This window comes from Paenarthrobacter sp. NPDC090522 (assembly GCF_044769225.1).
Classification (GTDB): domain Bacteria; phylum Actinomycetota; class Actinomycetes; order Actinomycetales; family Micrococcaceae; genus Arthrobacter.
Genome location: NZ_JBIVXL010000010.1, coordinates 1 through 22,531, shown reverse-complemented (window position 1 = coordinate 22,531; position 22,531 = coordinate 1). Strand labels below are relative to the sequence as shown.

The 22,531-nt window shown below is 64.9% G+C and carries 22 protein-coding genes; 19 read left to right on the top strand and 3 right to left on the bottom strand.

Translation table 11 applies throughout. The features are described from left to right. Positions 1 to 4: 4 nt before the first annotated feature. Positions 5 to 1,327: an MFS transporter gene (locus tag ACIQT2_RS14340; RefSeq protein ID WP_397325189.1), complete on the bottom strand. Its 1,323-nt coding sequence runs from the start codon at positions 1,325 to 1,327 to the stop codon at positions 5 to 7. 204 nt (positions 1,328 to 1,531) lie between these two features. On the opposite strand from ACIQT2_RS14340, the gene ACIQT2_RS14335 reads away from it, so the two are divergent. The 12 genes from ACIQT2_RS14335 (at position 1,532) to ACIQT2_RS14280 (ending at position 13,155) form a co-directional block, all read left to right on the top strand. Next, positions 1,532 to 2,302, top strand: a complete 771-nt coding sequence (locus ACIQT2_RS14335) for an IclR family transcriptional regulator (RefSeq protein ID WP_402947544.1) — start codon at positions 1,532 to 1,534, stop codon at positions 2,300 to 2,302. Positions 2,303 to 2,503: 201 nt separating this feature from the next. Then, positions 2,504 to 3,406: a shikimate dehydrogenase gene (locus ACIQT2_RS14330; RefSeq protein ID WP_402947541.1), complete on the top strand. Its 903-nt coding sequence runs from the start codon at positions 2,504 to 2,506 to the stop codon at positions 3,404 to 3,406. Then, entirely contained in the window at positions 3,406 to 5,277 is a 1,872-nt protein-coding gene (locus ACIQT2_RS14325) for a bifunctional sugar phosphate isomerase/epimerase/4-hydroxyphenylpyruvate dioxygenase family protein (RefSeq protein WP_402947538.1), read from the top strand. Before ACIQT2_RS14330 ends, ACIQT2_RS14325 begins: the two co-directional genes overlap by 1 nt. 41 nt (positions 5,278 to 5,318) lie before the next feature. Continuing rightward, positions 5,319 to 6,188: a protocatechuate 3,4-dioxygenase subunit beta gene (gene pcaH, locus ACIQT2_RS14320; RefSeq protein WP_402947535.1), complete on the top strand. Its 870-nt coding sequence runs from the start codon at positions 5,319 to 5,321 to the stop codon at positions 6,186 to 6,188. A gap of 4 nt (positions 6,189 to 6,192) precedes the next feature. Continuing rightward, the gene (pcaG, locus tag ACIQT2_RS14315) at positions 6,193 to 6,780 is read left to right on the top strand and encodes a protocatechuate 3,4-dioxygenase subunit alpha (protein ID WP_402947532.1); all 588 of its coding nucleotides are present in this window, start codon (positions 6,193 to 6,195) and stop codon (positions 6,778 to 6,780) included. Continuing rightward, positions 6,777 to 8,285, top strand: a complete 1,509-nt coding sequence (locus ACIQT2_RS14310; protein ID WP_402947530.1) for an adenylosuccinate lyase family protein — start codon at positions 6,777 to 6,779, stop codon at positions 8,283 to 8,285. Before pcaG ends, ACIQT2_RS14310 begins: the two co-directional genes overlap by 4 nt. Next, the gene (locus ACIQT2_RS14305; RefSeq protein ID WP_402947527.1) at positions 8,278 to 9,081 is read left to right on the top strand and encodes an alpha/beta fold hydrolase; all 804 of its coding nucleotides are present in this window, start codon (positions 8,278 to 8,280) and stop codon (positions 9,079 to 9,081) included. Before ACIQT2_RS14310 ends, ACIQT2_RS14305 begins: the two co-directional genes overlap by 8 nt. Further along, positions 9,078 to 9,548 (top strand): 4-carboxymuconolactone decarboxylase, encoded by a 471-nt coding sequence (gene pcaC / locus ACIQT2_RS14300; RefSeq protein ID WP_402947524.1) that lies wholly within the window; start codon positions 9,078 to 9,080, stop codon positions 9,546 to 9,548. The genes ACIQT2_RS14305 and pcaC overlap by 4 nt, the downstream gene beginning before the upstream one ends. Positions 9,549 to 9,647: 99 nt before the next feature. Continuing rightward, positions 9,648 to 10,862, top strand: coding sequence for a thiolase family protein (locus tag ACIQT2_RS14295; RefSeq protein ID WP_402947522.1), 1,215 nt, complete (start codon positions 9,648 to 9,650; stop codon positions 10,860 to 10,862). Positions 10,863 to 10,867: 5 nt separating this feature from the next. Then, complete coding sequence (locus ACIQT2_RS14290; protein WP_402947519.1) at positions 10,868 to 11,554, top strand: 3-oxoacid CoA-transferase subunit A; 687 nt, start codon at positions 10,868 to 10,870, stop codon at positions 11,552 to 11,554. Between the two features lie 2 nt (positions 11,555 to 11,556). Further along, a complete protein-coding gene (locus ACIQT2_RS14285; RefSeq protein WP_402947516.1) occupies positions 11,557 to 12,225 on the top strand; it encodes a 3-oxoacid CoA-transferase subunit B in 669 nt (222 codons plus the stop codon). 132 nt (positions 12,226 to 12,357) lie between these two features. Continuing rightward, positions 12,358 to 13,155 carry an IclR family transcriptional regulator C-terminal domain-containing protein gene (locus tag ACIQT2_RS14280; protein WP_402947514.1) on the top strand — a complete coding sequence of 266 codons (798 nt, stop codon included), beginning with the start codon at positions 12,358 to 12,360 and terminating at the stop codon, positions 13,153 to 13,155. Positions 13,156 to 13,233: 78 nt separating this feature from the next. Here the strand turns inward: ACIQT2_RS14280 and ACIQT2_RS14275 are convergent, their stop codons facing one another. Together ACIQT2_RS14275 and ACIQT2_RS14270 are read right to left on the bottom strand one after the other, a co-directional pair. Then, a complete protein-coding gene (locus tag ACIQT2_RS14275) occupies positions 13,234 to 13,578 on the bottom strand; it encodes an iron chaperone (protein WP_402947512.1) in 345 nt (114 codons plus the stop codon). Between the two features lie 41 nt (positions 13,579 to 13,619). After that, complete coding sequence (locus tag ACIQT2_RS14270) at positions 13,620 to 14,018, bottom strand: RidA family protein (protein ID WP_402947510.1); 399 nt, start codon at positions 14,016 to 14,018, stop codon at positions 13,620 to 13,622. 137 nt (positions 14,019 to 14,155) lie between these two features. Between ACIQT2_RS14270 and ACIQT2_RS14265 the strand changes: the two genes are divergently transcribed. The 7 genes from ACIQT2_RS14265 to ACIQT2_RS14235 are packed head-to-tail and all read left to right on the top strand — an operon-like array spanning position 14,156 to position 22,361. Next, complete coding sequence (locus ACIQT2_RS14265; RefSeq protein ID WP_402947508.1) at positions 14,156 to 15,007, top strand: fumarylacetoacetate hydrolase family protein; 852 nt, start codon at positions 14,156 to 14,158, stop codon at positions 15,005 to 15,007. Positions 15,008 to 15,042: 35 nt separating this feature from the next. Next, positions 15,043 to 15,525 carry a cupin domain-containing protein gene (locus ACIQT2_RS14260; protein ID WP_397325220.1) on the top strand — a complete coding sequence of 161 codons (483 nt, stop codon included), beginning with the start codon at positions 15,043 to 15,045 and terminating at the stop codon, positions 15,523 to 15,525. Positions 15,526 to 15,528: 3 nt separating this feature from the next. Then, complete coding sequence (locus tag ACIQT2_RS14255) at positions 15,529 to 16,395, top strand: acyl-CoA thioesterase (protein ID WP_402947505.1); 867 nt, start codon at positions 15,529 to 15,531, stop codon at positions 16,393 to 16,395. Positions 16,396 to 16,441: 46 nt separating this feature from the next. Next, positions 16,442 to 18,109 (top strand): AMP-binding protein, encoded by a 1,668-nt coding sequence (locus tag ACIQT2_RS14250; protein WP_402947502.1) that lies wholly within the window; start codon positions 16,442 to 16,444, stop codon positions 18,107 to 18,109. Between the two features lie 13 nt (positions 18,110 to 18,122). Then, entirely contained in the window at positions 18,123 to 20,513 is a 2,391-nt protein-coding gene (locus ACIQT2_RS14245; protein WP_402947500.1) for a bifunctional salicylyl-CoA 5-hydroxylase/oxidoreductase, read from the top strand. A gap of 2 nt (positions 20,514 to 20,515) precedes the next feature. Beyond that, a complete protein-coding gene (locus tag ACIQT2_RS14240) occupies positions 20,516 to 21,886 on the top strand; it encodes an MFS transporter (RefSeq protein ID WP_402947498.1) in 1,371 nt (456 codons plus the stop codon). A 7-nt stretch (positions 21,887 to 21,893) separates the two neighbouring features. Continuing rightward, entirely contained in the window at positions 21,894 to 22,361 is a 468-nt protein-coding gene (locus tag ACIQT2_RS14235; protein ID WP_402947495.1) for an acyl-CoA thioesterase, read from the top strand. Positions 22,362 to 22,531 lie beyond the last annotated feature (170 nt).

Genomic DNA, 22,531 nt, shown 5'->3' with positions numbered 1-22,531 from the left:
TGGACTACTTGTGCAGGCCGAGTTGGGCCGTCGGGACCTTTGCGGATTCACGGGCCGTCAGGGCGGAGACGGCGGCGATCACGCAGATGATGCCGCTGAAGATGGAGATCTGGACCCATCCGCCGGCCTTGGTTCCGCCCATGGCCGTAACGATTGCCGGAGCGAAGCCTGCCATGAGGAAGCCGAGCTGCGTGCCGATGGCCAGGCCGGAGAAACGGACCTTGGTGCTGAACATTTCTCCATAGAACGACGGCCAGACGGCGTTGGCTGCGGCATAACCGAACGAGAAGAACACGATCGAGACCAGGAACATCAGCGGCACATTGCCGCCTTCGAGGGTCAGGAGGAAGACCGGTGTCATGATGGCGCTGGCCAGGGCTCCGTAGACGAACACGGGCTTGCGGCCGATCTTGTCCGCCAGCATGCCGAACAGGGGCTGGGTGCCAAGTGCCACGATGTTGGCCGCAACCACCAGCCACAGCGTAATGGTGCTGTTCACGTGGGCTACGTCCTGGGCGTACTTGATGGCCAGGGTTCCGAACACCGTGCTGACGGCGGCGATGAAGGCGCAGCACACCACGCGGAGGACGTCGCGCCAGTGCAGCTTCAGGAGGTCGGCGATGGGCAGTTTTGCGATTTGGTTGTTCTTCTTGGCCTCGGCAAATGCGGGCGGCTCGTGCAGGGTGCGGCGGATGAAGTAGGCCACCATCACCACCACGGCACTGAGCCAGAACGGGATGCGCCAGCCGATGCCGTACTTGATCTCGTCGGGAAGTGCCACGACCGGGATGAAGACGAGCGCTGCCAGGATCTGTCCACCCTGCGTTCCGGTGAGGGTCCAGGAAGTGAAGAACGAACGGCGGTTGTCCGGAGCGTGCTCCAGCGTCATGGAGGAGGCGCCGGCCTGCTCGCCGGCGGCGGAGAGACCCTGGGCCAGGCGGGCCAGCACCAGCAGTACGGGTGCCCACCAGCCGATGGTCTTGAAGTCCGGCAGGCAGCCGATCACAAAGGTTGCCGCACCCATAAGGACCAGCGTGAACATCAGGACCTTCTGGCGGCCGATCCGGTCACCGAAGTGGCCCAGGATAATGGCGCCCACCGGGCGAGCGACGTAGGCGAAGCCAAAGGTCGCGAAGGACATGATGGCGGCGTTGGCGTCCGCATCCGGGAAGAAAACGTGCGGGAAGATCAGCGCGGCGGCCGATCCGAAGATGAAGAAGTCGTAGTACTCAACGGCGCTGCCGAGGAAGCTGGCGAGTGCGGCTTTCTTGGGCGTTCCCTTGGTTGTTTCTGTGCCTGGCGTCGCTGACGGCATTGTTTGGCTCATGGGGGTGTTCCTTCTGTGACGACGATGTCGCGGATAAAGCTGTGCGGAGATCCCGGGCGAGGTGCGGCCTGAGCTTCCCGATAAGTAACCACATGGTGAGAGCTACTTGTGTAATACAGCAATAGTGGCTGTGAGTGCGGTCACTTGTCAAGAGAAGTAATCACCATCTAGAAATAGCTCTCACAATGTGAGAGCATTTCTCCTATGAGTGTGAAAGAGGACACAAAGACCGACATGGTCGGCAAGGCCTTGAGCCTTTTGGTACTGCTGGGCAACGAGCCGAAGGGGGCAAGTGCTGCGGATCTTGCCAGGAGTGCGAGCCTGCCGTTCAGTACCACCTATCGCCTGCTGGGCTCGCTGACGAGGGACGGCTTTGTGGACTACGAGCCGGACGGCCGCCGGTACCATCTGGGCCTCCGCGTGTTCCAGCTCGGCCAGCGCGTTTCCAATCATCACGGTTTTGCGGCAACTGCACTGCCTGTACTGCAACGGGTTACCGAACGCACCCATGAGGCCACCATCCTCTCCGTTCGCGACGGCGACCATCACCTCACGGTGAACAAGGTGGACGGACCCAAGTCCTTCCGGGTCACGAGCGACCCCGGACACCTCGGCGCCTTGCACACCACGTCCGTGGGCAAGGCGATCGTTGCGTTCGAGACGGAGATCGAGCGCAAGCGGCTGCTCGAAGAACTTCCCCTTGAGGCCCTGACTGAGCACTCCATCACCGACCGGGACAAGTTCCGCGAGGAAATCGGGCAGGTCCGCCGCCAGGGCTATGCCGTGATGGATGAGGAGAACGAGATCGGCATGCGTGCCGTGGCCGTGCCGATTCTCAACTCGCAGGGCAACGCTTTTGCGTCGATCGCCGTCGCTGTTCCAGTGTTCCGCCTGACCATGGAGGAGCTCGTGGCGCACGTCCCCACCCTGCAGGAGGCCGCGGCAGAACTCGCGGCCCGCCTCCCGCAGCGCTGACCCAACTGGGTCGCATTTGTGCGCGTTTTGACCGCTCTAAACGCGCTTAATTGCGACCCAGTTGGGTGCAGGTGCAACCGAAATGTTCGCGATAAGAACAAGCGTGCGGAATATGAACAACTGTAGTAACCTGAGTCATACGTCCGGTCGGGACCGCGTTGATACGCACCGGCGGTACGTGAAAGTAAAAGGAGCTTGAGGATGAGCAACCGAGCCGAATCCGTTCTGGTGGGCCTGATTGGCGAAGGCGTGATGCCCTCGCTCACTCCGCCCATGCATGAACGCGAGGCCGATGTGCAGGGCCTTCGCTTGCTGTACCGCCCCATCGACCTGCTGGAGCTCGCACTGCCGGCTACCGCCGTCGGGGGTCTGCTCGAAGCGGCCCGGCAGATGGGCTTCAACGGCCTCAACATCACGCATCCGTGCAAGCAGCTGGTGCTGGAGCACCTGGACGAAATTTCCGACGACGCCCGTCGCCTGGGCGCCGTCAATACGGTCTTGATCCACGACAGCCGGTTCATCGGCCACAACACGGACTACTCCGGTTTCGGTTCGGCGCTCGCCGACGGGCTTCCGGAGGCCAAGCTCGATCGCGTCGTCCAGTTGGGCGCGGGGGGTGCCGGATCCGCCGTCGCGTACGCCTTGCTCAAGGCAGGCGCCAGGCAGCTGGATCTCGTGGACATGGACCCTGAGCGTGCCGCGGAACGGGCAGCCGAACTCAGCGAACTCTTCCCCGCCGCGACAGTCACCCCGCGGAGCATCGCCGAACTGGGACAGGTCATGCCCCTCGCCGACGGCCTGGTGCACTGCACCCCCATCGGCATGGCCGCGCACCCGGGCCTGCCGCTGGACATCGAGCTCCTGGAAGCCCGCCACTGGGTGGCGGACATCGTCTACCGCCCCATCGAAACGCAGCTGGTCCGCGAAGCGCGCGCCAAAGGCTGCGAAGTGCTCGACGGCGGCCGCATGGCAGTTGGGCAGGCGGCGGACGCCTTCAAGATCTTTACCGGAAAGGACGCTGACCGCGACCGCATGCGTGAACATTTCCTTGAACTCATCGCTTCCGAAGAGCAAGCACCCGCACTGGCAAAGGCGGCCCACTGATGCGCACCGGAATCGCAACCGTCTGCCTCTCCGGGACGCTGAAGGAGAAGATGCAGGCCTGCGCCATCGCGGGCTTCGACGGCATTGAAATCTTCGAGCAGGACCTCGTCACGTCCTCGCTCAGCCCGGAGGATGTCCGGAAGATGGCGGCAGACCTGGGCCTGGGCCTTGACCTGTACCAGCCGTTCCGCGATTTCGACGGCGTCACTCCGGACCTGCTGAAGGCCAACCTCAAGCGGGCCGAGGCGAAGTTCAACCTGATGGAACGCCTGGGCATGGACACCATCCTGGTGTGCTCCAACGTGGCTACGGCAACCATCGACAATGACGAACTGCGGGCCGAACAGCTCCGCGAACTCGCCGAACTGGCGGGGGGCCACGGCGTCAAGGTGGCGTACGAGGCACTCGCGTGGGGCAAGTACGTCAATGACTACGAGCACGCCTACCGCCTGGTGGAGATGGTGGACCACCCCAACCTGGGCACCTGCCTGGACTCGTTCCACATTCTTTCGCGCGACTGGGACACTGCCCCGATCGAGGACATCAACGCGGAGAAGATCTTCTTCGTCCAGGTGGCCGATGCTCCCAAGCTCTCCATGGATGTGCTGTCCTGGAGCCGTCACTACCGTGTTTTCCCCGGGGAGGGACAGTTCGAGCTCGCCAAGTTCATGGGCCACGTGGTCCGGGCGGGCTACACCGGTCCGGTGTCCCTCGAAGTTTTCAACGATGTGTTCCGGCAGTCGGACGTTGAGCGGACGGCCGTGGATGCCATGCGCTCGCTCATCTGGCTCGAGGAACAGAGCGCCAAGTGGCTGGCGGGCACGTCCAGTCAAACCGCAGCCGGCAACGGCAGTCCCGGCCGCCGTCGTTATCCCATGGAACTGGCCACGCTGCCCAAGGTGAACGAGCCGGCAGGCTTCAACTTCGCCGAGGTCAAGGCGGACGACACCGCCCAACTGGAGAAGCTCCTTGGCCAGCTCGGCTTCGAATTCGAGGGCCGCCACCGCACCAAGGATGTCCAGCTGTGGACCATGGGCCAGGCCCGCGTGATCATCAACGAGCAGGCACCCTCGCACACCGAACCGGCTATTGCCGCGTTGGGGTTCGACGTCGACTCTCCCGTGATTGCCTCCGCCCGCGCCCAGCAACTCAAGGCGCCGGTGGTGGCCCGGAAGGTCCAGGCGGACGAGGAAGTGTTCCAAGGCATCGCCGCGCCGGACTCCACCGAGATCTTCCTGTGCCAAGGCAGCCCTGACGGCACGGCCGCCTGGACGCACGAGTTCGGCGAGGGGCTGGAACACCCGGCTACACATCAAAACGCCGTCATTGACCATGTGAACCTCGCCCAGCCGTGGCAGCACTTCGACGAAGCCGTCCTCTTCTACACCAGCGCATTGGCTCTCGAGCCGCAGCCGTTCGCCGAAGTACCCAGCCCCAGCGGTTTGGTGCGTTCGCAGGTCATGCAGACCACCGACGGCGCGGTACGGCTGGTGCTGAACCTGGCCCCGGCGCAGCAGGCCGACAAAGCACGCAAAACTTACCAGGAACATATCGCGTTCGCCGTGGACGACCTCGTGGCAACTGCCCGGTCCGCCCGGGAGCGCGGCCTTGAGTTCCTGCAGATTCCGGCCAACTACTACGAGGACCTGGACGCCCGGTTCGATCTTGAACCCGGCTTCCGGGACACGCTCCAGGAGCTCAACCTCCTGTATGACCGGGACGCCAACGGCGAATTCCTTCACTTCTACACGGCCACTGTGGGCAGCGTGTTCTTCGAGATGGTGGAACGCCGCGGCAGCTACGACGGCTACGGAGCGCCCAACGCCCCTGTGCGCCATGCCGTCCAATACGACTCGCTCCACCGGGCATAGCCGCCCGAACCCGACAAAGAATCCATAGAAAGGAGCCGGCTGTGCCGCAAGACAACACCGCACAAGCTCTCGAATCCGAGGACCTCGTGCCGCCAGCTGAGCCACACGCCGCGCACGATTCCAAGAAGGTGGAAACGCAGGCAGACCTCAGTGCCGAGATCAACGGCATCAAGGAGCGCTACGCGGAGTCGCTGAAGAACGGCAAGGCTCCCGAGACCATGCCGCGCTTGGACTACGCGCCCTACCGCAGCTCCATCCTGCGCCACCCCACCAAGAGCCTGCACCACGCGGACCCGGAGACCATTGAGCTCTACTCGCCGGCGTTCGGTCACCAGGACGTGCACGCGCTGGAGTCGGACCTGACCATCCAGCACAACGGCGAACCGCAGGGTGAGCGCATCATCGTTGCCGGCCGCGTCCTGGATGGCGACGGCCGCCCGGTTGCCGGCCAGCTCGTGGAAATCTGGCAGGCCAACGCCGCCGGCCGTTACATCCACAAGCGCGACCAGCACCCCGCCCCGCTCGACCCGAACTTCACCGGCGTCGGACGTTGCATCACCGGCGAGGACGGCTCCTACTCCTTCACCACCATCAAGCCCGGCGCCTACCCGTGGAAGAACCACCTGAACGCCTGGCGTCCGGCGCACATCCACTTCTCCATGTTCGGCTCGGAGTTCACCCAGCGCATCGTCACCCAGATGTACTTCCCGGGCGACCAGCTCTTCCCGCTGGACCCCATCTACCAGTCGATCGTTGACCAGGATGCCCGCGACCGGCTCGTAGCCCAGTACGACCACGAGCTCACCAGCCCCGAATGGGCCCTCGGCTACAAGTGGGACATTATCCTGACCGGTTCCAAGCGGACCTGGACCGAAAACGAAGCATACGGCGACGCCGGGGACGAGGAGTAAGCACATGAGCAAGCTGACACCCACACCGGGCCAGACCGTTGGCCCCTTCTACGGCTACGCCCTCCCCTTCACCAAGGACAACGAACTCCTGGCCCCCGGCAGCCCCGGCAGCATCCGCCTTCAGGGCACCGTGTACGACGGCGCGGGCAACACCATCCCGGATGCCATCCTTGAGATCTGGCAGCCGGATTCCGAAGGCAACATCGTCCAGCGCACCGGCTCGCTGGTCCGCGACGGCTACACCTTCACCGGCTGGGGCCGCGGTTCGGTGGGCAACTCGGGCGTTTACACGTTCACCACGGTCAACCCCGGTCCGACCAAGCCTGGCGCGGCGCCGTTCATTTCGGTGGCCGTCTTTGCCCGAGGCCTCATGAACCGCCTCTTCACCCGCGTGTACCTCCCGGAAAACGAGGAAGCGCTGGCCAACGATCCCCTGCTGAGCTCCCTCGATCCCGAGCGCCGCAAGACCCTCATCGCGCACCGCGACGCCGATGGTGGACTCACCTGGGACATCCGCCTCCAGGGCGGCGACGAGACCGTGTTCCTGGACTTCCAGCAGGACGGTTCGCTGGATCTTTCGGAACAGCCATGATCGACGGCGACTTCGGCCTCCTCAGCCCCGTCACCGCCTCACCTGCCGTGACGGCGTTGACGGGCGACCGTGCCGTGATCGCGGCAATCCTCGACGTCGAGTCCGCTTGGGCGGCCGTCCTTGAGGATGCCGGGCTCGCCCCGGAAGGGTCCGCCGCTGTGGTGGCCGAAGCCGCCGACCCCCGGCACTACGACCTCGCCCTCCTTGCCGAACGCGCTCAGGGCGGCGCCAACCCGGTGATCCCGCTCCTCGGCGAACTCCGCACGCGGGTCCGCGAACTGGACGCTGACGGCATCGGGGCAGCTTCCGCTGTGCATACCTCTCTCACCAGCCAGGACGTGCTCGATTCCGCCCTCATGCTCCTGGCCGGCCGCACCGTTTCGGCGCTGCTCGCCGAGGTGCACGGAACGACGACGGCGCTCGCCGCCTTGACGGAGCAGCACGCGGACACGCTGTGCGTGGGCCGGAGCCTGACGCAGCATGCGCTCCCGTACACCTTTGGGCTCAGGTCCGCGCAGTGGTTCCAGAGTGTGGCGGCCGCTGCATCGCGGCTCACTTCCTTGGAGTTGCCCGTGCAGTTCGGCGGCGCGGGCGGAACGTTGGCCTCCGGTACCAAGCTGACCGGCGGTTCTGGCTCGGCTGCCGGCTCAAGCCTGGCGGTTAGCCCGGGTTCGGGCGCAGCCTACGCGGTTAGCCCGGGTTCGGGCCCAGCCTCCGGCTCGGGCTCAACCCCGTTCACGCTGGCCGATTCCTTGGCTTCCAAGCTCGGGCTCTCGCCGGCAGTTGCCCCGTGGCACACCCACCGTTTGGCCGTCACGGGACTCGGGGACTCGTTGGCCGCACTCGTGGATTCCTTCGGCAAGATCGCCGCCGACCTGCTGTTCCTGAGCCGCCCGGAGGTGGCCGAACTCGGCGAACCCCTGGCTGCCGGCCGCGGTGTTTCCTCGGCCATGCCGCAGAAGCAGAACCCCGTGTTGTCCGTGCTGGTCCGCAGTGCGGCACTCCAGGCGCCGGGCCTCGCATCACAGCTGCACTTGGCTGCAGCGACCTTCAATGATGAGCGCCCCGACGGCGCGTGGCACACGGAATGGCCGGCCCTGCGGCGCCTTCTCGCGCTCACCATCGGGGCTGCCATCCAGCTCCGCGAACTCACTGAGGGCCTCCGGGTATTCCCCGACGCGATGCGCCGGAACCTGGAGATCTCGGGTCCGCTGCTCGTCAGCGAAGGTGTGTCGGCCGCCGTCGCACCTCGCCTGGGCGATGACGGAAAGCAGAAGCTGCAGGCCGTCGTCGACGAAACGCTCACGGCACCGGCATCCGAGCAGTCGGATACCTACCGCAAGCTCCTGCGCGAAGCGGTACCCGCGGACAAGCTCCCGGACGATGAGCTCGACGCCCTCCTGGATCCCGCTAGCTACCTGGGCGAGGCCACGGAAATCAGCCGTCGCATCCTCGCCGCCTACCCCGATTTCACTTCTTCAACGAAGGGAGCCCCACGTGGCTAAGCCAACCGTCAAGGCTGTGCTGCTGTCCCCGCAGCGCGAACTGGGAGCCAAGCCGCTCCTGGTGGTCGGCCCGTCGCTGGGCACGTCCACCATTCTGTGGTCCGAGACCGCTGCCCTGCTCGGCGACGAATACGACGTCATCGGCTGGGACCTGCCGGGCCACGGCATTTCGCCGACCGCCTCGGAAGGCTTCGATGTAGCGGAACTGGCTGACGCCGTCGTCGATCTTGTCGACTCTGTAGTCCCGGGCGCGAGGTTCCACTACGCTGGCGTCTCGCTGGGCGGGGCCACCGGACTGCAGCTCGGCATCAAGCACGGCGACCGGCTGCGCAGCCTTTCTGTCCAGTGCAGCGGGGCGAAGCTCGGCACGCCCGAAGGCTGGCTGGAGCGCGCGGAGACCGTCCGCTCGCTCGGCACGCCGGTGATGATCCAGGGTTCGGCGGAACGTTGGTTCGCCAAGGGATTTATGGACCGCCAGCCGGACATCAGCAGCCGCCTGCTCCACGCTCTTCGCGACGCCGACCGCTTCAGCTACTCGTTCTGCTGCGAGGCCCTCGCAGCGTTCGACGTCCGCGAGCAACTCGGCAGCATCACCGTCCCCACGCAGGCGATTGCCGGCGTCGAGGATTCAGTAGCGCCGCCGTCGATGGCTGAGGAGACTGCCGCCGGCATTCGCGCCGGGGGCGGTACTGCCGTTGCTGAAGCGCTCGACGGCGTGGGGCACCTTGCGCCGGCCGAGGCGCCTTCAGTCGTGGCTGGTTTGATGCGGAACTTCATGAAGGAGAACGGGCTGTGAACACAGTAAACCCCCAGCGGAGCGGCGATCCGTCGCGCTACGGAGCCGTGCAGCCCGAGGCCACCGGCCAGGAGATCTACGACGCCGGCATGGTGGTTCGCCGCGAAGTGCTCGGCAACGCGCACGTGGACCGGGCGAACGCCAACACGGATTCCTTCACCGAGGACTACCAGGACATGATCACCAGGATCGCCTGGGGTGGGATCTGGACGCGGCCCGGCCTAGGCCGGCAAATGCGGTCGGCGGTCACCCTCACGGCGTTGGTGGCGCACGGTCACTGGGAGGAGCTTGCCATGCACGTCCGGGCGGCCCTCAACAACGGCCTGAGCAGGGACGAGATCAAGGAAATCCTGCTGCAGACCGCCATCTATTGCAGTGTTCCGTCGGCCAACTCGGCGTTCAAGACGGCCCAGAAAGTATTCCAGGACATCGACGCTGCTTCTGAAGCGTCCCCCACCCCCAACTAACTCCCACCCACCCAACTAGGTCGCATTAGTGCGCGTTTTGACGGTTCATAACGCGCACAACTGCGACCCAGTTGGGTACGTAGAAACGAAGGAACTCTTATGAACCAGGCTTTTGTGTACGATGCCGTGCGCACGCCGTTTGGCAAGTTCGGCTCGGGGCTGGCTGCTGTCCGTCCCGATGATTTGGCCGCGCATGTGGTCCGTGAATCCGTTCGCCGGGCTCCCGGGCTTGATCCTGAGCGGATCGATGAGGTGGTGTTCGGTAACGCGAACGGCGCGGGCGAGGAAAACCGCAACGTGGCCCGCATGGCTACGCTGCTCGCCGGTCTGCCGGTCTCGATTCCGGGCACGACGGTGAACCGTCTCTGCGGCTCATCCCTGGATGCGGCGATCATCGCGTCGCGGCAGATCAATGCTGGTGACGCCGACGTGGTGCTGGTGGGCGGCGCGGAGTCGATGTCGCGTGCGCCGTGGGTGTTGCCCAAGACGTCCAAGCCGTACCCGGCAGGGGACATGACCCTGGCGTCCACCACGTTGGGTTGGCGTTTGGTGAACCCGGCCATGAACAAGGACTGGACCATCTCACTGGGCGAAGCCACCGAACGGCTGCGCGAGAAGTACGGGATAACCCGCGAGCGGCAGGATGCGTTCGCGGCGGACTCGCACAACCTGGCTGATGCTGCGTGGAACGAAGGCTTCTACGACAACCTTGTTTCGCAGGTTCCGGGCACTGACCTGGTCCGTGACGAGGGGATCCGTGCTGGGTCTTCCGCGGAGAAGCTGGCCGGGTTGAAGACGGTGTTCCGTCCCGAAGGTTCAGGGCCCGACGGCGGCACGGTCACCGCCGGGAATGCCTCGCCTTTGTCTGATGGTGCTTCGGCGGCGTGGATCGGGTCCGAGGCTGCTTCGTCGATCCTCGGCCTGGAACCCCTTGGACGCATCGCCGGGCGCGGCGCGCACGGGAACGATCCCCAGTTCTTTGGGTTCGCCCCGGTGGAGGCCGCGAACAAGGCCCTCGCGAAGGCGGGCATCGGCTGGGACCAGGTTGGCGCCGTCGAACTTAACGAGGCGTTTGCCGCGCAGTCCCTGGCGTGCGTGGACGCGTGGGGGATCGATCCGTCCATCGTGAACCGTCACGGCGGCGCGATTGCCATGGGCCACCCGCTGGGGGCCTCCGGTACCCGCATCCTGGGCACGCTGGCACGATCGTTGCAGGCTTCCGGGCAGCGATGGGGCGTCGCGGCGATCTGCATCGGCGTGGGGCAGGGGCTGGCCGTGGTGCTGGAAAACGTTAATTCTTCGGTGAAGGGCTAGGGGTCATGCTGAATTTCATTGACACTGTTGGAGAGGCCGTGGCCGGGATCAAGGACGGTTCCACGGTGATGATCGGCGGGTTCGGCAACGCCGGGCAGCCGTTCGAACTGATCGACGCGCTGATGGACTGCGGCGCCAAAGACCTGACCGTGGTGAACAACAACGCTGGCCAGGGCGACCAGGGCCTGGCGTTGCTGATCAAGGAAGGCCGCGTGAAGAAGATGATCTGTTCCTTCCCGCGGCAGTCCGATTCGTGGCATTTCGACGCGAAGTTCCATGCCGGGGAGATCGAACTGGAACTTGTGCCGCAGGGTAACCTGGCCGAACGCATCCGCGCGGCGGGGGCCGGTATCGGCGGGTTCTTCACCCCCACCGGGTATGGCACCACGTTGGCTGAGGGCAAGGAAACGCGCTTCCTGGATGGCAAGTGGCAGGTGTTCGAGACCCCGATCCACGCCGACGTTGCACTGATCAAGGCGTTGAAGGCTGACGGGAAGGGCAACCTCGTGTACCGCAAGACCGCCAGGAACTTCGGCCCGATCATGGCCGCCGCGGCGAAGCACACCATCGTTCAGGTCTCCGAGATCGTGCCGACCGGTTCGCTGGATCCGGAGAACGTGGTGACACCGGGGATCTACGTCAACGCCGTGGTGCGGGTTGATTCCGCAGCTGCTATCGGAAAGGTGGCCTGAGCATGGGCACGCAGACAAGCATCCAAACCTCTGAGAAGCCCCTGGGACGTGACGAGTTGGCCCAGCTGGTGGCCCGGGACATCGCCCCGGGCTCATTCGTGAACCTGGGCATCGGCCAGCCGACCCTGGTGTCGAACTACCTGACCGAGGAACAGAACATCACGCTCCACACGGAGAACGGAATGCTCGGCATGGGCCCGGCGGCTGAAGGGGATGCCATTGATGGTGACTTGATTAACGCTGGCAAGATCCCCGTCACCGAACTCCCCGGAGCCTCGTACTTCCACCACGCCGACTCGTTCGCGATCATGCGCGGCGGGCACCTGGACATCTGCGTGCTCGGCGCGTTCCAGGTCTCGGCAACCGGTGACCTCGCCAACTGGCACACCGGCGCCCCGGACGCGATTCCCGCCGTCGGTGGAGCGATGGACTTGGCCACCGGCGCCAAGGACGTGTTCGTGATGATGACCCTGCTGACCCGCGAGGGTGCCTCAAAGCTCGTGGAGGCTTGCACGTATCCTCTGACTGGCGTCGGCTGCGTCACCCGCGTGTACACGGACAAGGCCGTGTTCCTCACCGGCCCCGACGGCGTCACCGTCCGCGAAACCTTCGGCTGCACCTTCGAAGAAATCCAGGAACTCGTACCCCTGCCTCTGAAGGCCGGAGCCTAGGTCTCCCGTTGTGGGGCCTGCTCTGCATCCCGACCTCTTCCCTAAGCTCGATCAGGGACCCCGGGCGTCGTGGGCGCTGTTATGGACCAGCCCGCAGAGCAGGCCCCGCAACGCACTTTAGGATTGGTAACCATGACCGACTCCGCAGTGACCCCGCAAGCCAGCGACCAGTATGTGCAGTCGTTGGCCCGGGGCCTTGCTGTGATCCGGGCCTTCGATGCGAACAACCCGGTGATGACGCTCAGCGAGGTCGCCGCCCGCACGGACCTGACGAGGGCCACAGCCCGCCGGTTCCTGCACACCCTGGTTGAACTCGGCTACGTCCGCACCGACGGCAAGACGTTCGCGCTCACAGCCAAGGTGCTGCAGTTGGGGTACTCGTACCTTTCAGCTCTGTCCCTGCCGCAGCTCGCCCAACCCCACCTTGAAGAACTCAGCCTGAAGCTGGGGGAGTCCACGTCGGCTGCGGTCCTGGACGGGCAGGACATCTTCTACGTTGCCCGAGTCGCTACCAAGCGGATCATGAACGTGGGAATCACCGTGGGCACCCGCTTCCCCGCATATGCGACGTCGATGGGCCGGGTGCTGCTCGCCGGCCTGCCGCCGGCCAAGCTCGACGCCTACCTGGAGAAGGCCGAACTCACGCCCCTCACCCCGCGAACCGTAGCCAACGCGACCGACTTGAGGGCCGCCGTCGAGCGCGTCCGAACGCAAGGCTGGTGCCTGCTGGACCAGGAGCTGGAGCTCGGCCTCATGTCCATTGCGGCGCCCGTGCACAACCGCAACAACGGCGACACTGTCGCGGCCATCAACGTGTCCCTGCAGGCCCAAGCCGTCGCGGCCCAGCCGGAAGGCTACCTCGATTCGGTCCGCGCGGAAGTCGTGGCAACTGCGGACGCGATCTCCCAGGACGTTTCCGCCAAGCACTGACCCAAGTAGGTCGCAGTTAAGCGCGTTTTCAGCGGTCAAAACGCGCTTAATTGCGACCCAGTTGGGCGCGGGGAGGGCTTACTTGCGGATCGCCGCCAGACGGGTCTCGAGGATCCGCCGCACCATGGAATCGGGCACGGGATTGTCCACGGAAAACCGCAGCGTCCCCGGCGACCACGAGTACCCACCCAGCTCCTCGGACATCTCAGGCAGGATCTGCCCGCTGAACGGATACAGCGCCAAGTGCTTCTTGGTTTCGAGGACGCTCACGAATCCCTTACCCCCAACCATGAGAGCAGGCATGCCGTAGCTGGTGCCTTCCTCGGCGTCCGGCGCAAGCTCGCGCGCAATGGCAACAATCCTGTCCAACGCCGGACGGTTGGCAGCACTGACGTTTTCCAAGTACTCGGTGACGGTTCCCATACGGCTATGCTGCCGCACGCCCAAGAGCCAAGGCCAGAGGCTTACCGCTCAGGAATGACGGCGATGCCCTGGATCTCGATCAGGGCTTCCTTTTGCCACAGACGCGTGACGCCGATGCCCGCCATCGCCGGGTACTGCGAGCCGGCCATCTCGCGCCAGATGCGCCCGATCTCGCGCCCGTTCGCCATGTAGTCGTCCACGTCGGTGAGGTAGATGGTCACGTTGACCAGGTCCTCGGGCTGTCCGCCGGCTTCCCGGAGTGTTGTCAGGACGTTTGAGAACGCCTGCGTGAACTGTTCCACGATGCCGCCCGGCACGATGTTCATGTCCTTATCAAGAGCTGTCTGCCCGCCCAGGAACACGGTATTTCCGGCGAGCATGCCGTGGGCGAAACCGGATGGCTTGGGCAGTGATTCCGGGTTGATGGTCTTGTGGCTCATGGTGGTCCTCCTCGGTTGTGGCAGTTGCGAAAAGTTTTGAAAAGCCCCTATGCAGATCATTCCCGCCCTGCTACGTTGAGCATATGTGACGATCGTAAAAAAGTCGACACATCAAAAAATCGAAGGGAAACCAACCGATGAAACTTGCCACTCTGCGCACCGCAGACGGACGTACGACGGCGGCACTCGCCGCTGGCGATGGCACATACCTCGCGCTCCCGGCCAGTGACGTTGGCGCGCTCCTGGCCCAGGAAAACTGGCGGACAGTGGCTGAAAAGACCGTGGCCGAAGCAGCGGGCGGGGAAGTCCTGACCAACCCCGATTTCGCGCCCCTCGTGCCCAGCGCGGGCAAGGTGATCTGCTGCGGTTTGAACTACGGGGACCACATCCAGGAGATGGGCCGCGACCTTCCCGAGTACCCCACGTTGTTCGCCAAGTACGCGGACACCCTGGTGGGCGCTCACGACGCCGTGGAAATCCAGGGGAGTGCCCGCGTCGACTGGGAAGCCGAGTTGGCCGTCATCGTGGGCTCGGAGCTGTACCAGGCTGATGAGGATCAGGCCCGGGACGCCATTGCCGGGTACACCGTGGCCAACGATGTCTCCATGCGGGATTGGCAGAACCGGACGCTGCAGTGGTTCCAGGGCAAGGCCTGGGACCGGACAGCGCCCGTGGGGCCCGTCATGGTCACGGCAGATGAAGCCGGAGAGCACTTCCAGGTCCGCGGATATGTCAACGGAGAACTCGTGCAGGACGGGAACACCAAGACGCTCGTCTTCGGCCCCGCCCAGTTGCTGTCCTACATCTCGCAGTTCACGGTCCTTCGCCCGGGCGATCTGGTCCTGACGGGAACGCCCGGGGGAGTCGGCATGGGCATGACCCCGCCGCGCTTCCTGAACGACGGCGACATCCTCACCACCGAAATCGACGGAATCGGCCGGCTGGAGAACCAGTTCCGCATCCACGCACCCGTAACCACTTCAGCGTAAGAGACATTCAGCGTAAGAGACACAAGGAGAAACCCATGAGCCAGACCACCACCGAGTACCGCCTCGAAGGCGACAACTCCATCTACGCCCAGCCAGATGGCAAGGTTGTCCCCGTCGTCACCCGCGCTGGCGAGGAGGACACCAACACGATGCAGTCCGGTGACTGTGTCCGCGTCTCCGGCGTGAGCATCCAGCACACCCCGGCAACCAAGATCTGGTTCGGGCAAGTGTCCAACACTCCCGGCTACCGTTCCCTTCCGCACCACCACGGCGAAGCTGAAACGGGTGGCTACGTCCTTCGGGGCCACGGCCGGATCTACTTCGGTGAGAACTACAGCGAGTTCATCGACATGAAGGCGGGCGACTGGGTCTTCGTCCCGCCGTTCATGCCGCACGTCGAAGCCAATATGTCCGTGACGGAGGAGCTCGTCTGGCTGACCGCCCGGACCCCCGAGAACCTCGTGGTCAACCTCGAGGACGTCCCGGACGAAACCCTCGCCGACTACCGCCGGGCCTAAGCCATGATCACGGGAACCCTGACGTCGGAGACCTTCCTCCGGGCTGTCGAGCTCACGGAAACCGAGGCGCAGGTCTTCGACGAGGCCTACGAAGCGACCACCCAGTACGTTCCGTGGCCCAAGGCTTACGGTGGAGACATGGTGGCCCAGGCCGCAGCGGCGATGATGCGCTCGGTGGATGCTGACCGGCAGCTTCACTCGATGCACAGCTACTTCATGCGCCCGGTGGATATCGGCTCCACGGTCCGTTACGAAGTGGAGCGGCTGCGTGACGGCCGGGGCTATTCCACCCGCACGGTGCGGGGTTTCCAGAACGGCAAGCCCGTGTATGCCGCGATGGGTTCCTTCCAGGTTCCCGAGGACGGCCCGGACTTCCAGCCCCAGGCGCCTGCCGCCGTCGAACCTGAATCCCTGCGTTCGGCAGCCGAAGTGCTGGCCGGGACTGAAGGAAGCGCTGCCGATTACTGGGGAACCGGCCGCAGTTTCGACATGAGGCATATTCCCGGACCGGTATATGTCGAGCTTGAGGGCGGAACCGCGCCGCAGCAGGCCATCTGGGTCAAGGCGTTCGACTCACTCCCGGACAGCAAAGACCTCCAGCGCACCGCCCTCGCGTACGTGTGCGATTACACCATCCTTGAACCGCTTCTCCGGGTCAACGGCCTGAACTGGTCAAGCCCCGGACTCGCTACCGCCAGCCTGGACCACTCCATGTGGTTCCACCGCGACGGCCGCGTGGACGACTGGGTCCTATATGCCCAGGAAGCCATCTCCGGCCAAAGCAACCGCGGCCTGGCCATGGGCCGCTTCTTCGACCGGCAAGGAAGGCTCCTGGCCACCGTCGCCCAAGAAGGCATGATTCGCGCTTGACTCACCCATCCCCAGCCCCAACGACGCACCACTGAAAGGAACGGCCATGAGCATGTTGCCATCGGCCCATGTGGACACGTTCACCCGCCACCACTTGCCGCCCGCCGAAACCTGGCCGGCGTTCGAATTCACCCTCCCCGAACTCAACTACCCGGACCGGCTCAACGCCGCCTCAGTGCTGATCGACGACGCTGTCGCCCGGCACGGTGCCGACCGCCCGGCACTCCGTACCCCGGACGGCGAAGTCTGGACCTACGGCGAGCTCCAGCTCCATTCCAACCAGGTGGCCCAGGTCCTCACAGAAGACCTCGGAATCGTCCCCGGCAACCGTGTCCTGCTCCGCGGCCCGAACAACCCGTGGATCGTCGCGGCGTGGCTCGGCGTGATCAAGGCCGGAGCCGTGGTGGTGACCACCATGCCGATGCTGCGCTCCACTGAGGTTTCCACCATCATCCAGCTGACCAAGCCCGTGGTCGCCATCTCGGACCACCGCTTCGTGGACGAACTCGCTGTCGCTGCCGGGGATGACGTTGCCGTCCTCAGCTATGGAGCGCACGACGACGGCGACCTCACCGCCCGCTGCTCGCGCAAGAGCGGGGAGTTCACGGCGGTGGACACGTCCTCGGACGATGTTGCCCTGCTGGGCCCGACGTCCGGAACTACGGGTGTGCCCAAGGTGACCATGCATTTCCACCGGGACATCCTGGCGAACGCGGATACCTTTGCCCGGTACATCCTGGAGCCCACCGCGTCCGACGTTTTTGCCGGTTCCCCTCCGCTGGCCTTCACGTTTGGGCTGGGTGGACTGGTGGTCTTCCCGCTGCGGTTCGGGGCGTCCTCGCTCCTGACCGAGAAGGCCGGTCCGGTGGAGTTGGCCGAACGCGCTGCCGAGGCGGGAGCCACCATCTTGTTCACGGCTCCGACAGCGTACCGGGCCATCCTCAAGGAGAACCGCGGCGAGCTGTTGAGCCGTCTTCGGATTGCCGTTTCCGCCGGGGAGCACTTGTCCAAGGAAACGTGGGAGGCCGTCCATGAAGCCACAGGGCTGAGCCTTGTGAATGGGATCGGTGCCACGGAAATGCTCCATGTCTTCATATCTGCCGCAGGGGATGACATCCGCCCCGGGACGACGGGCAAGGCGGTGCCGGGCTATCGCGCCACGATCCTCGATCCCGAGGGCAAGGAACTCGGCCCGGGACAGTCCGGACGCCTCGCGATCATCGGGCCCACGGGTTGCCGGTACCTCGACGATCCCCGGCAGTTGAACTACGTCGTGAACGGCTGGAACGTCACCGGAGATACCTTCTCCATGGATGAGGACGGCTACTTCACCTACCAGGCCCGTTCGGACAACATGATTGTCTCCTCCGGCTACAACATCGGCGGCCCCGAGGTTGAGGCCGCTATCGACCAGCACCCGGACGTGGTGGAGAACGCTGTCATCGGCATCCCGGACGAGCAGCGCGGCAGCATCGTGTGCGCGTTCGTGGTCCTGCGCGAAGGAGTCATTGGCGACCCCGCGAAGCGCAAGGAAATCCAGGACTTCGTGAAGCAGACCATCGCCCCGTACAAGTATCCGCGGGATATCCGCTTCGTCACCGAACTGCCGCGCAACCCCAGCGGCAAGCTGCAGCACTTCAAGCTGCGCGACCGTGTCCTCGCAGAGGAAACAGCAACCCACGAACTTACCCCCACCGGCCAGGGCCAGGCGTAGAAGGAGCACCACCATGAAAATCGCAATCGTCGGAGGCGGCCCGGGTGGCCTGTACTTCGCAGCACTGATGAAGCAGTTGGACCCGTCCCACGACATCACCCTCTGGGAACGGAACGCCGCGAGCGACACGTTCGGTTTCGGCGTCGTGTTTTCCGATGAGACCCTCGGTGGCATCGGCAACGCCGATCCCGTGGTGGCCGAATACATGAGCCGGCGCTTCGCCCGCTGGTCGGACATCGACATCCACTTCCGCGGCGAAATGATCACTGTCGGCGGCCAGGGCTTCGCCGCGATGAGCCGCAAGGAACTCCTGGAACTCCTGCAGCGCCGGTGCATCGAACTCGGCGTCGACGTCCGGTTCAGCACCATGGCCCCGGCCATCGAGGAACTCGAAGCCGGCTACGATCTGGTCCTTGCCGCGGACGGCGTGAACTCGCAGATCCGCGCCAAGTACGCTGACGCGTTCGGCCCGGACCTGGACCCGCGCACCAACAAGTACATGTGGCTCGGCACAGACCAGGTGTTCGAGGCCTTCAAGTTCTTCGTGAAGGAAACCGAGTGGGGCGTCATGCAGATCCACGGTTACCCGTACTCGGATGAAGGCTCCACGTTCATTGTCGAAATGCACCAGGACGTCTGGCACGCGGCCGGCTTCGACGAGACCGCCGACGAGGTCTTCGCACCCGGTGTCTCCGACGAGAAGGCCATCGCCAAGATCCGCGAGATCTTCGCCGAGGAACTGGCCGGCTACGAGGTCCTGTCCAACAACTCCAAGTGGCTGAACTTCAACACTGTCCGCAACCAGAGCTGGCGCAAGGGCAACGTGGTCCTGCTGGGCGACGCCGCGCACACGGCCCACTTCTCCATCGGCTCGGGCACCAAGCTGGCCATGGAAGACTCCCTCGCACTGGCTGCCTGCCTGCACGAGCACCCCACGGTCGCAGAGGCACTGGAAGCCTACGAAGCCGAGCGCCGCCCGGTGGTTGCGTCCACCCAGCGTGCCGCGCAAGCGTCGTTGGAGTGGTTCGAACGGATCGGCCAGTACAAGGACCAGGACCCCACACAGTTCGCGTTCAACCTGCTCACCCGAAGCCGCCGCATCACCCAGGAGAACCTGCGCCTGCGCGACCCCGAATTCGCGGAGGCAGTGGACCGGAACTTCGCTTCTTCGCAGGGCCTCAGCCAGGTGGCACCGGCCATGTTCCAGCCCTTCAGCATCGGCGAACTCGAGCTGAAGAACAGGATCATTGTTTCCCCGATGGACATGTATTCCGCGACGGACGGCGTCCCCGGCGACTTCCACAAGGTCCACCTCGGCTCCAAGGCCTTGGGCGGTGCAGGGCTGGTCATAACCGAAATGGTCTGCGTCTCCGAATCCGGCCGCATCACCCCAGGCTGCAGCGGCCTCTACACCGACGAACAGCGCGAGAGCTGGAAGGAAATCGTCGACTTCGTGCACACCCGCTCCACCGCGAAAATCGGTGCCCAGCTGGGACACTCCGGCCGCAAGGGCTCCACCAAGCTCATGTGGGAAGGCATCGACCAGCCGCTCGACTCCGGCAACTGGACCGCCGTCGGACCTTCCGCCTTGCCGTACGGCCCCGAAAACCAGACCCCGCTGGAACTGGACCGCGCCGGGATGGACGCCATCAAGGCCGAGTTCGTCGCCGCGACGCAGCGCGCCGAGGCGGCCGGCTTCGACCTCCTGGAGATCCACGCAGCCCACGGCTACCTGCTCTCCTCCTTCCTGTCTCCCGTTTCCAACCAGCGCACGGACGAATACGGCGGCAGCCTGGAGAACCGGCTGCGGTTCCCGCTGGAAGTGTTCGACGCCGTCCGGGCAGTTTGGCCGTCCAGCAAGCCGGTGACGGTGCGCATCTCCGCGACGGACTGGATCGACGGCGGCAATACCTCCGACGACTCGCTGCAGATCGCGAAGGCCTTTGTTGAACACGGCGCAGCCGGGCTCGACGTCTCCACGGGCCAGATTGCCAAGGAAGAGAAGCCCGCTTTCGGACGCAGCTACCAGACCCCGTTCGCAGACAGGATCCGCCAGGAAGTTGCCGCCCCGGCAGGAGTGGCGGTGATCGCCGTCGGAGCCATCTCCAGCTACGACGACGTGAACTCGATCCTCCTCGCAGGCCGTGCCGACCTTATCGCCTTGGGCCGAACGCACCTCTACGACCCCCAATGGACCCTGCACGCAGCCGCCGAGCAGGAATACCACGGCCCTGGCGCGCAGTGGATCCCGCAGTTCCGCGCCGGCCGCCGCAAGCCACCGAGCTCGCGCACGGACGCCGTCCGTCCGCGGTTGTCCCTGCTCAAGGAACCGGACGCCGAGGAAGCCATCACGCACCTGCGCTGGACCCCTGCGGCCGCCGCGGCATCGGTCCTGGTGAAGTAGCCGTGGCCGCCGCACCTTTGAACACCTGGAACGTGCCTAAGCGCACCACAGGTGTTGTGCTCCTCTGCTGCTGGCTGGCGATTCTCGCCGAAGGCTACGACGTCGGCGTCCTCGGCGCCGTGCTCCCGGCCCTCGCCGAGTACAAAGAGTGGAATCTCTCGCCGCTGGCTCTGGGCGGCTTGGGGTCATATGCCCTGATCGGCATGCTTATCGGTGCCTTGTTCATCGGCACCCTCAGCGACCTTGTGGGCCGGAAGAAGATGCTGCTCGCGTCCATGATCATCTTCACTGTCACACAAGCCGGTGCTGCGTGGGCCCCGACGCCCGAACTCTTCGGCCTCTTCCGCCTGATCGGTGGGCTCGGCATGGGCGGCGTGATCCCCGTGGCAGCGGCGCTGACCATCGAGTACTCCGCTCCGAACAAGCGCTCTTATAACTATGGACTCATGTATTCCGGGTACTCGCTGGGGATTGTCGCGGCCGCGCTGGCAGCCCTGTTCGTCCTTCCGCTGGGTGGATGGCGGGCGGTGATCGCGATCGGCGCAGCCCCCGTGATCCTGCTGCCGGTCATCTGGAAGTTCTTGCCGGAATCCCTTGAGTACCTAGAGTCGAAGGGCCGCAGTTCAGAGGCAAAGACGTTGGCTGCCAGGCTCGGAATCACTGACTACCGCCCGGTGGTGGCCGCCAAGCCCATCAGCAACCAAGCCGCAGACCCGTGGTGGAAGACCATCACCACCATGTTCTCCCTGCAGTACCTCCGCTCGACCGTCTTCTTCTGGATCTCGCTGTTCTGCGGCCTGCTCCTGGTCTACGGACTGAACACCTGGCTTCCGAGCATCATGAAGAAGGCCGGCTACGACCTCGGTTCATCCCTGACGTTCCTCCTGGTCTTCAGCCTCGCCTCGGCGATCGGTGGCCTGCTTCTGGGCCGGGCGGCAGACAAATACGGCAAGAAACTCATCCTGGTGGTGTTCTACATCCTCGGCGGCCTGGGCATCATGCTCCTGGTCTTCCCGAACACCATGGTGGTCAACCTGCTGCTCGTGGCCTTCGCCGGCGTTGGTTCCATCTCCACGTCGCTGGTCCTCACGGGGTACATCGCCGACTACTACCCGGCAAAGGTCCGCGGCACGGCGACGGGCTGGGCACTCAGCTTCGCCCGGCTTGGCGCTATCTCCGGGCCGTTGATCGGAGGGTGGATCGCAGGTTCCAAGCTCCCGTTTGAGGCGAACTTCGGAATCTTCGCCGGTATCGCGGTCCTGGCCGCTGCCGCCGTCGCACTTATCCCGAAGCCGCAGCAGGAAGCGCGGGTGACCGAAGGGAAAGCAACCGCTGACCCCGACGAGCAAGACGCGGCGGTCAGCGTCGGCTAGGAGAACCATGCCGGAAGCAAGCGTCCAGCGGACGGTGGAGTGGGTGGACACCGACGCCTCCGGCCACCAGCACAACTCGGCGATCCTGCGCTGGGTGGAGGCCGCCGAGGCCGAGCTGTTCCGCTCGCTGGAGCTGCCCGACTACTTCCCCAGCGCGCCCCGCGTCCAGCAGGTCATCAACTACAAAGCGAAGCTGTGGTTCGGCCAGCGCATCACCGCGTCGGTGCGGGTACAAGCGCTCGGCCGGACCTCGCTCACTCTGGAATTCGAGGTACTCGGCCACCCGCTGCCGGCCTCGGCAGGAACCCCCGACGCCGGCAGCCCGGCAGCCGGCAGCCCGGCAGCCGCCGTCGTGGCCTCTTACGGAACGGTCACGACGGCGCACGTCCCCGCCGGGTACGCGACAGCGCAGCCTTGGCCCCCGCACTTCGTCCAAGCCCTCACCCCCGACGCTCTCTCACCAAACAGCCCATAAAGCCCGACGCTCTCTCACCAAACAGCCCTTAAAACCCGACGCTCTCTCACTTCCCACGGGTCCGGCCGCGGAAGTGGGACTGTCTGAATAACGGTGTGTGGGGTCTGGCCTGATCTGAAGGAGACGGCCGTGTCTGAATCCACGACTGGGATGGCAGGGATGATGATCGA

Excerpts from the sequence above, each read along its gene's own strand:
- ACIQT2_RS14340 (WP_397325189.1), bottom strand. The coding sequence starts at position 1,327 with ATGAGCCAAACAATGCCGTCAGCGACGCCAGGCACAGAAACAACCAAG.
- ACIQT2_RS14335 (WP_402947544.1), top strand. The coding sequence starts at position 1,532 with ATGAGTGTGAAAGAGGACACAAAGACCGACATGGTCGGCAAGGCCTTG.
- ACIQT2_RS14330 (WP_402947541.1), top strand. The coding sequence starts at position 2,504 with ATGAGCAACCGAGCCGAATCCGTTCTGGTGGGCCTGATTGGCGAAGGC.
- ACIQT2_RS14325 (WP_402947538.1), top strand. The coding sequence starts at position 3,406 with ATGCGCACCGGAATCGCAACCGTCTGCCTCTCCGGGACGCTGAAGGAG.
- pcaG (WP_402947532.1), top strand. The coding sequence starts at position 6,193 with ATGAGCAAGCTGACACCCACACCGGGCCAGACCGTTGGCCCCTTCTAC.
- ACIQT2_RS14310 (WP_402947530.1), top strand. The coding sequence starts at position 6,777 with ATGATCGACGGCGACTTCGGCCTCCTCAGCCCCGTCACCGCCTCACCT.
- ACIQT2_RS14295 (WP_402947522.1), top strand. The coding sequence starts at position 9,648 with ATGAACCAGGCTTTTGTGTACGATGCCGTGCGCACGCCGTTTGGCAAG.
- ACIQT2_RS14290 (WP_402947519.1), top strand. The coding sequence starts at position 10,868 with ATGCTGAATTTCATTGACACTGTTGGAGAGGCCGTGGCCGGGATCAAG.
- ACIQT2_RS14285 (WP_402947516.1), top strand. The coding sequence starts at position 11,557 with ATGGGCACGCAGACAAGCATCCAAACCTCTGAGAAGCCCCTGGGACGT.
- ACIQT2_RS14280 (WP_402947514.1), top strand. The coding sequence starts at position 12,358 with ATGACCGACTCCGCAGTGACCCCGCAAGCCAGCGACCAGTATGTGCAG.
- ACIQT2_RS14275 (WP_402947512.1), bottom strand. The coding sequence starts at position 13,578 with ATGGGAACCGTCACCGAGTACTTGGAAAACGTCAGTGCTGCCAACCGT.
- ACIQT2_RS14270 (WP_402947510.1), bottom strand. The coding sequence starts at position 14,018 with ATGAGCCACAAGACCATCAACCCGGAATCACTGCCCAAGCCATCCGGT.
- ACIQT2_RS14265 (WP_402947508.1), top strand. The coding sequence starts at position 14,156 with ATGAAACTTGCCACTCTGCGCACCGCAGACGGACGTACGACGGCGGCA.
- ACIQT2_RS14260 (WP_397325220.1), top strand. The coding sequence starts at position 15,043 with ATGAGCCAGACCACCACCGAGTACCGCCTCGAAGGCGACAACTCCATC.
- ACIQT2_RS14255 (WP_402947505.1), top strand. The coding sequence starts at position 15,529 with ATGATCACGGGAACCCTGACGTCGGAGACCTTCCTCCGGGCTGTCGAG.
- ACIQT2_RS14250 (WP_402947502.1), top strand. The coding sequence starts at position 16,442 with ATGAGCATGTTGCCATCGGCCCATGTGGACACGTTCACCCGCCACCAC.
- ACIQT2_RS14245 (WP_402947500.1), top strand. The coding sequence starts at position 18,123 with ATGAAAATCGCAATCGTCGGAGGCGGCCCGGGTGGCCTGTACTTCGCA.
- ACIQT2_RS14235 (WP_402947495.1), top strand. The coding sequence starts at position 21,894 with ATGCCGGAAGCAAGCGTCCAGCGGACGGTGGAGTGGGTGGACACCGAC.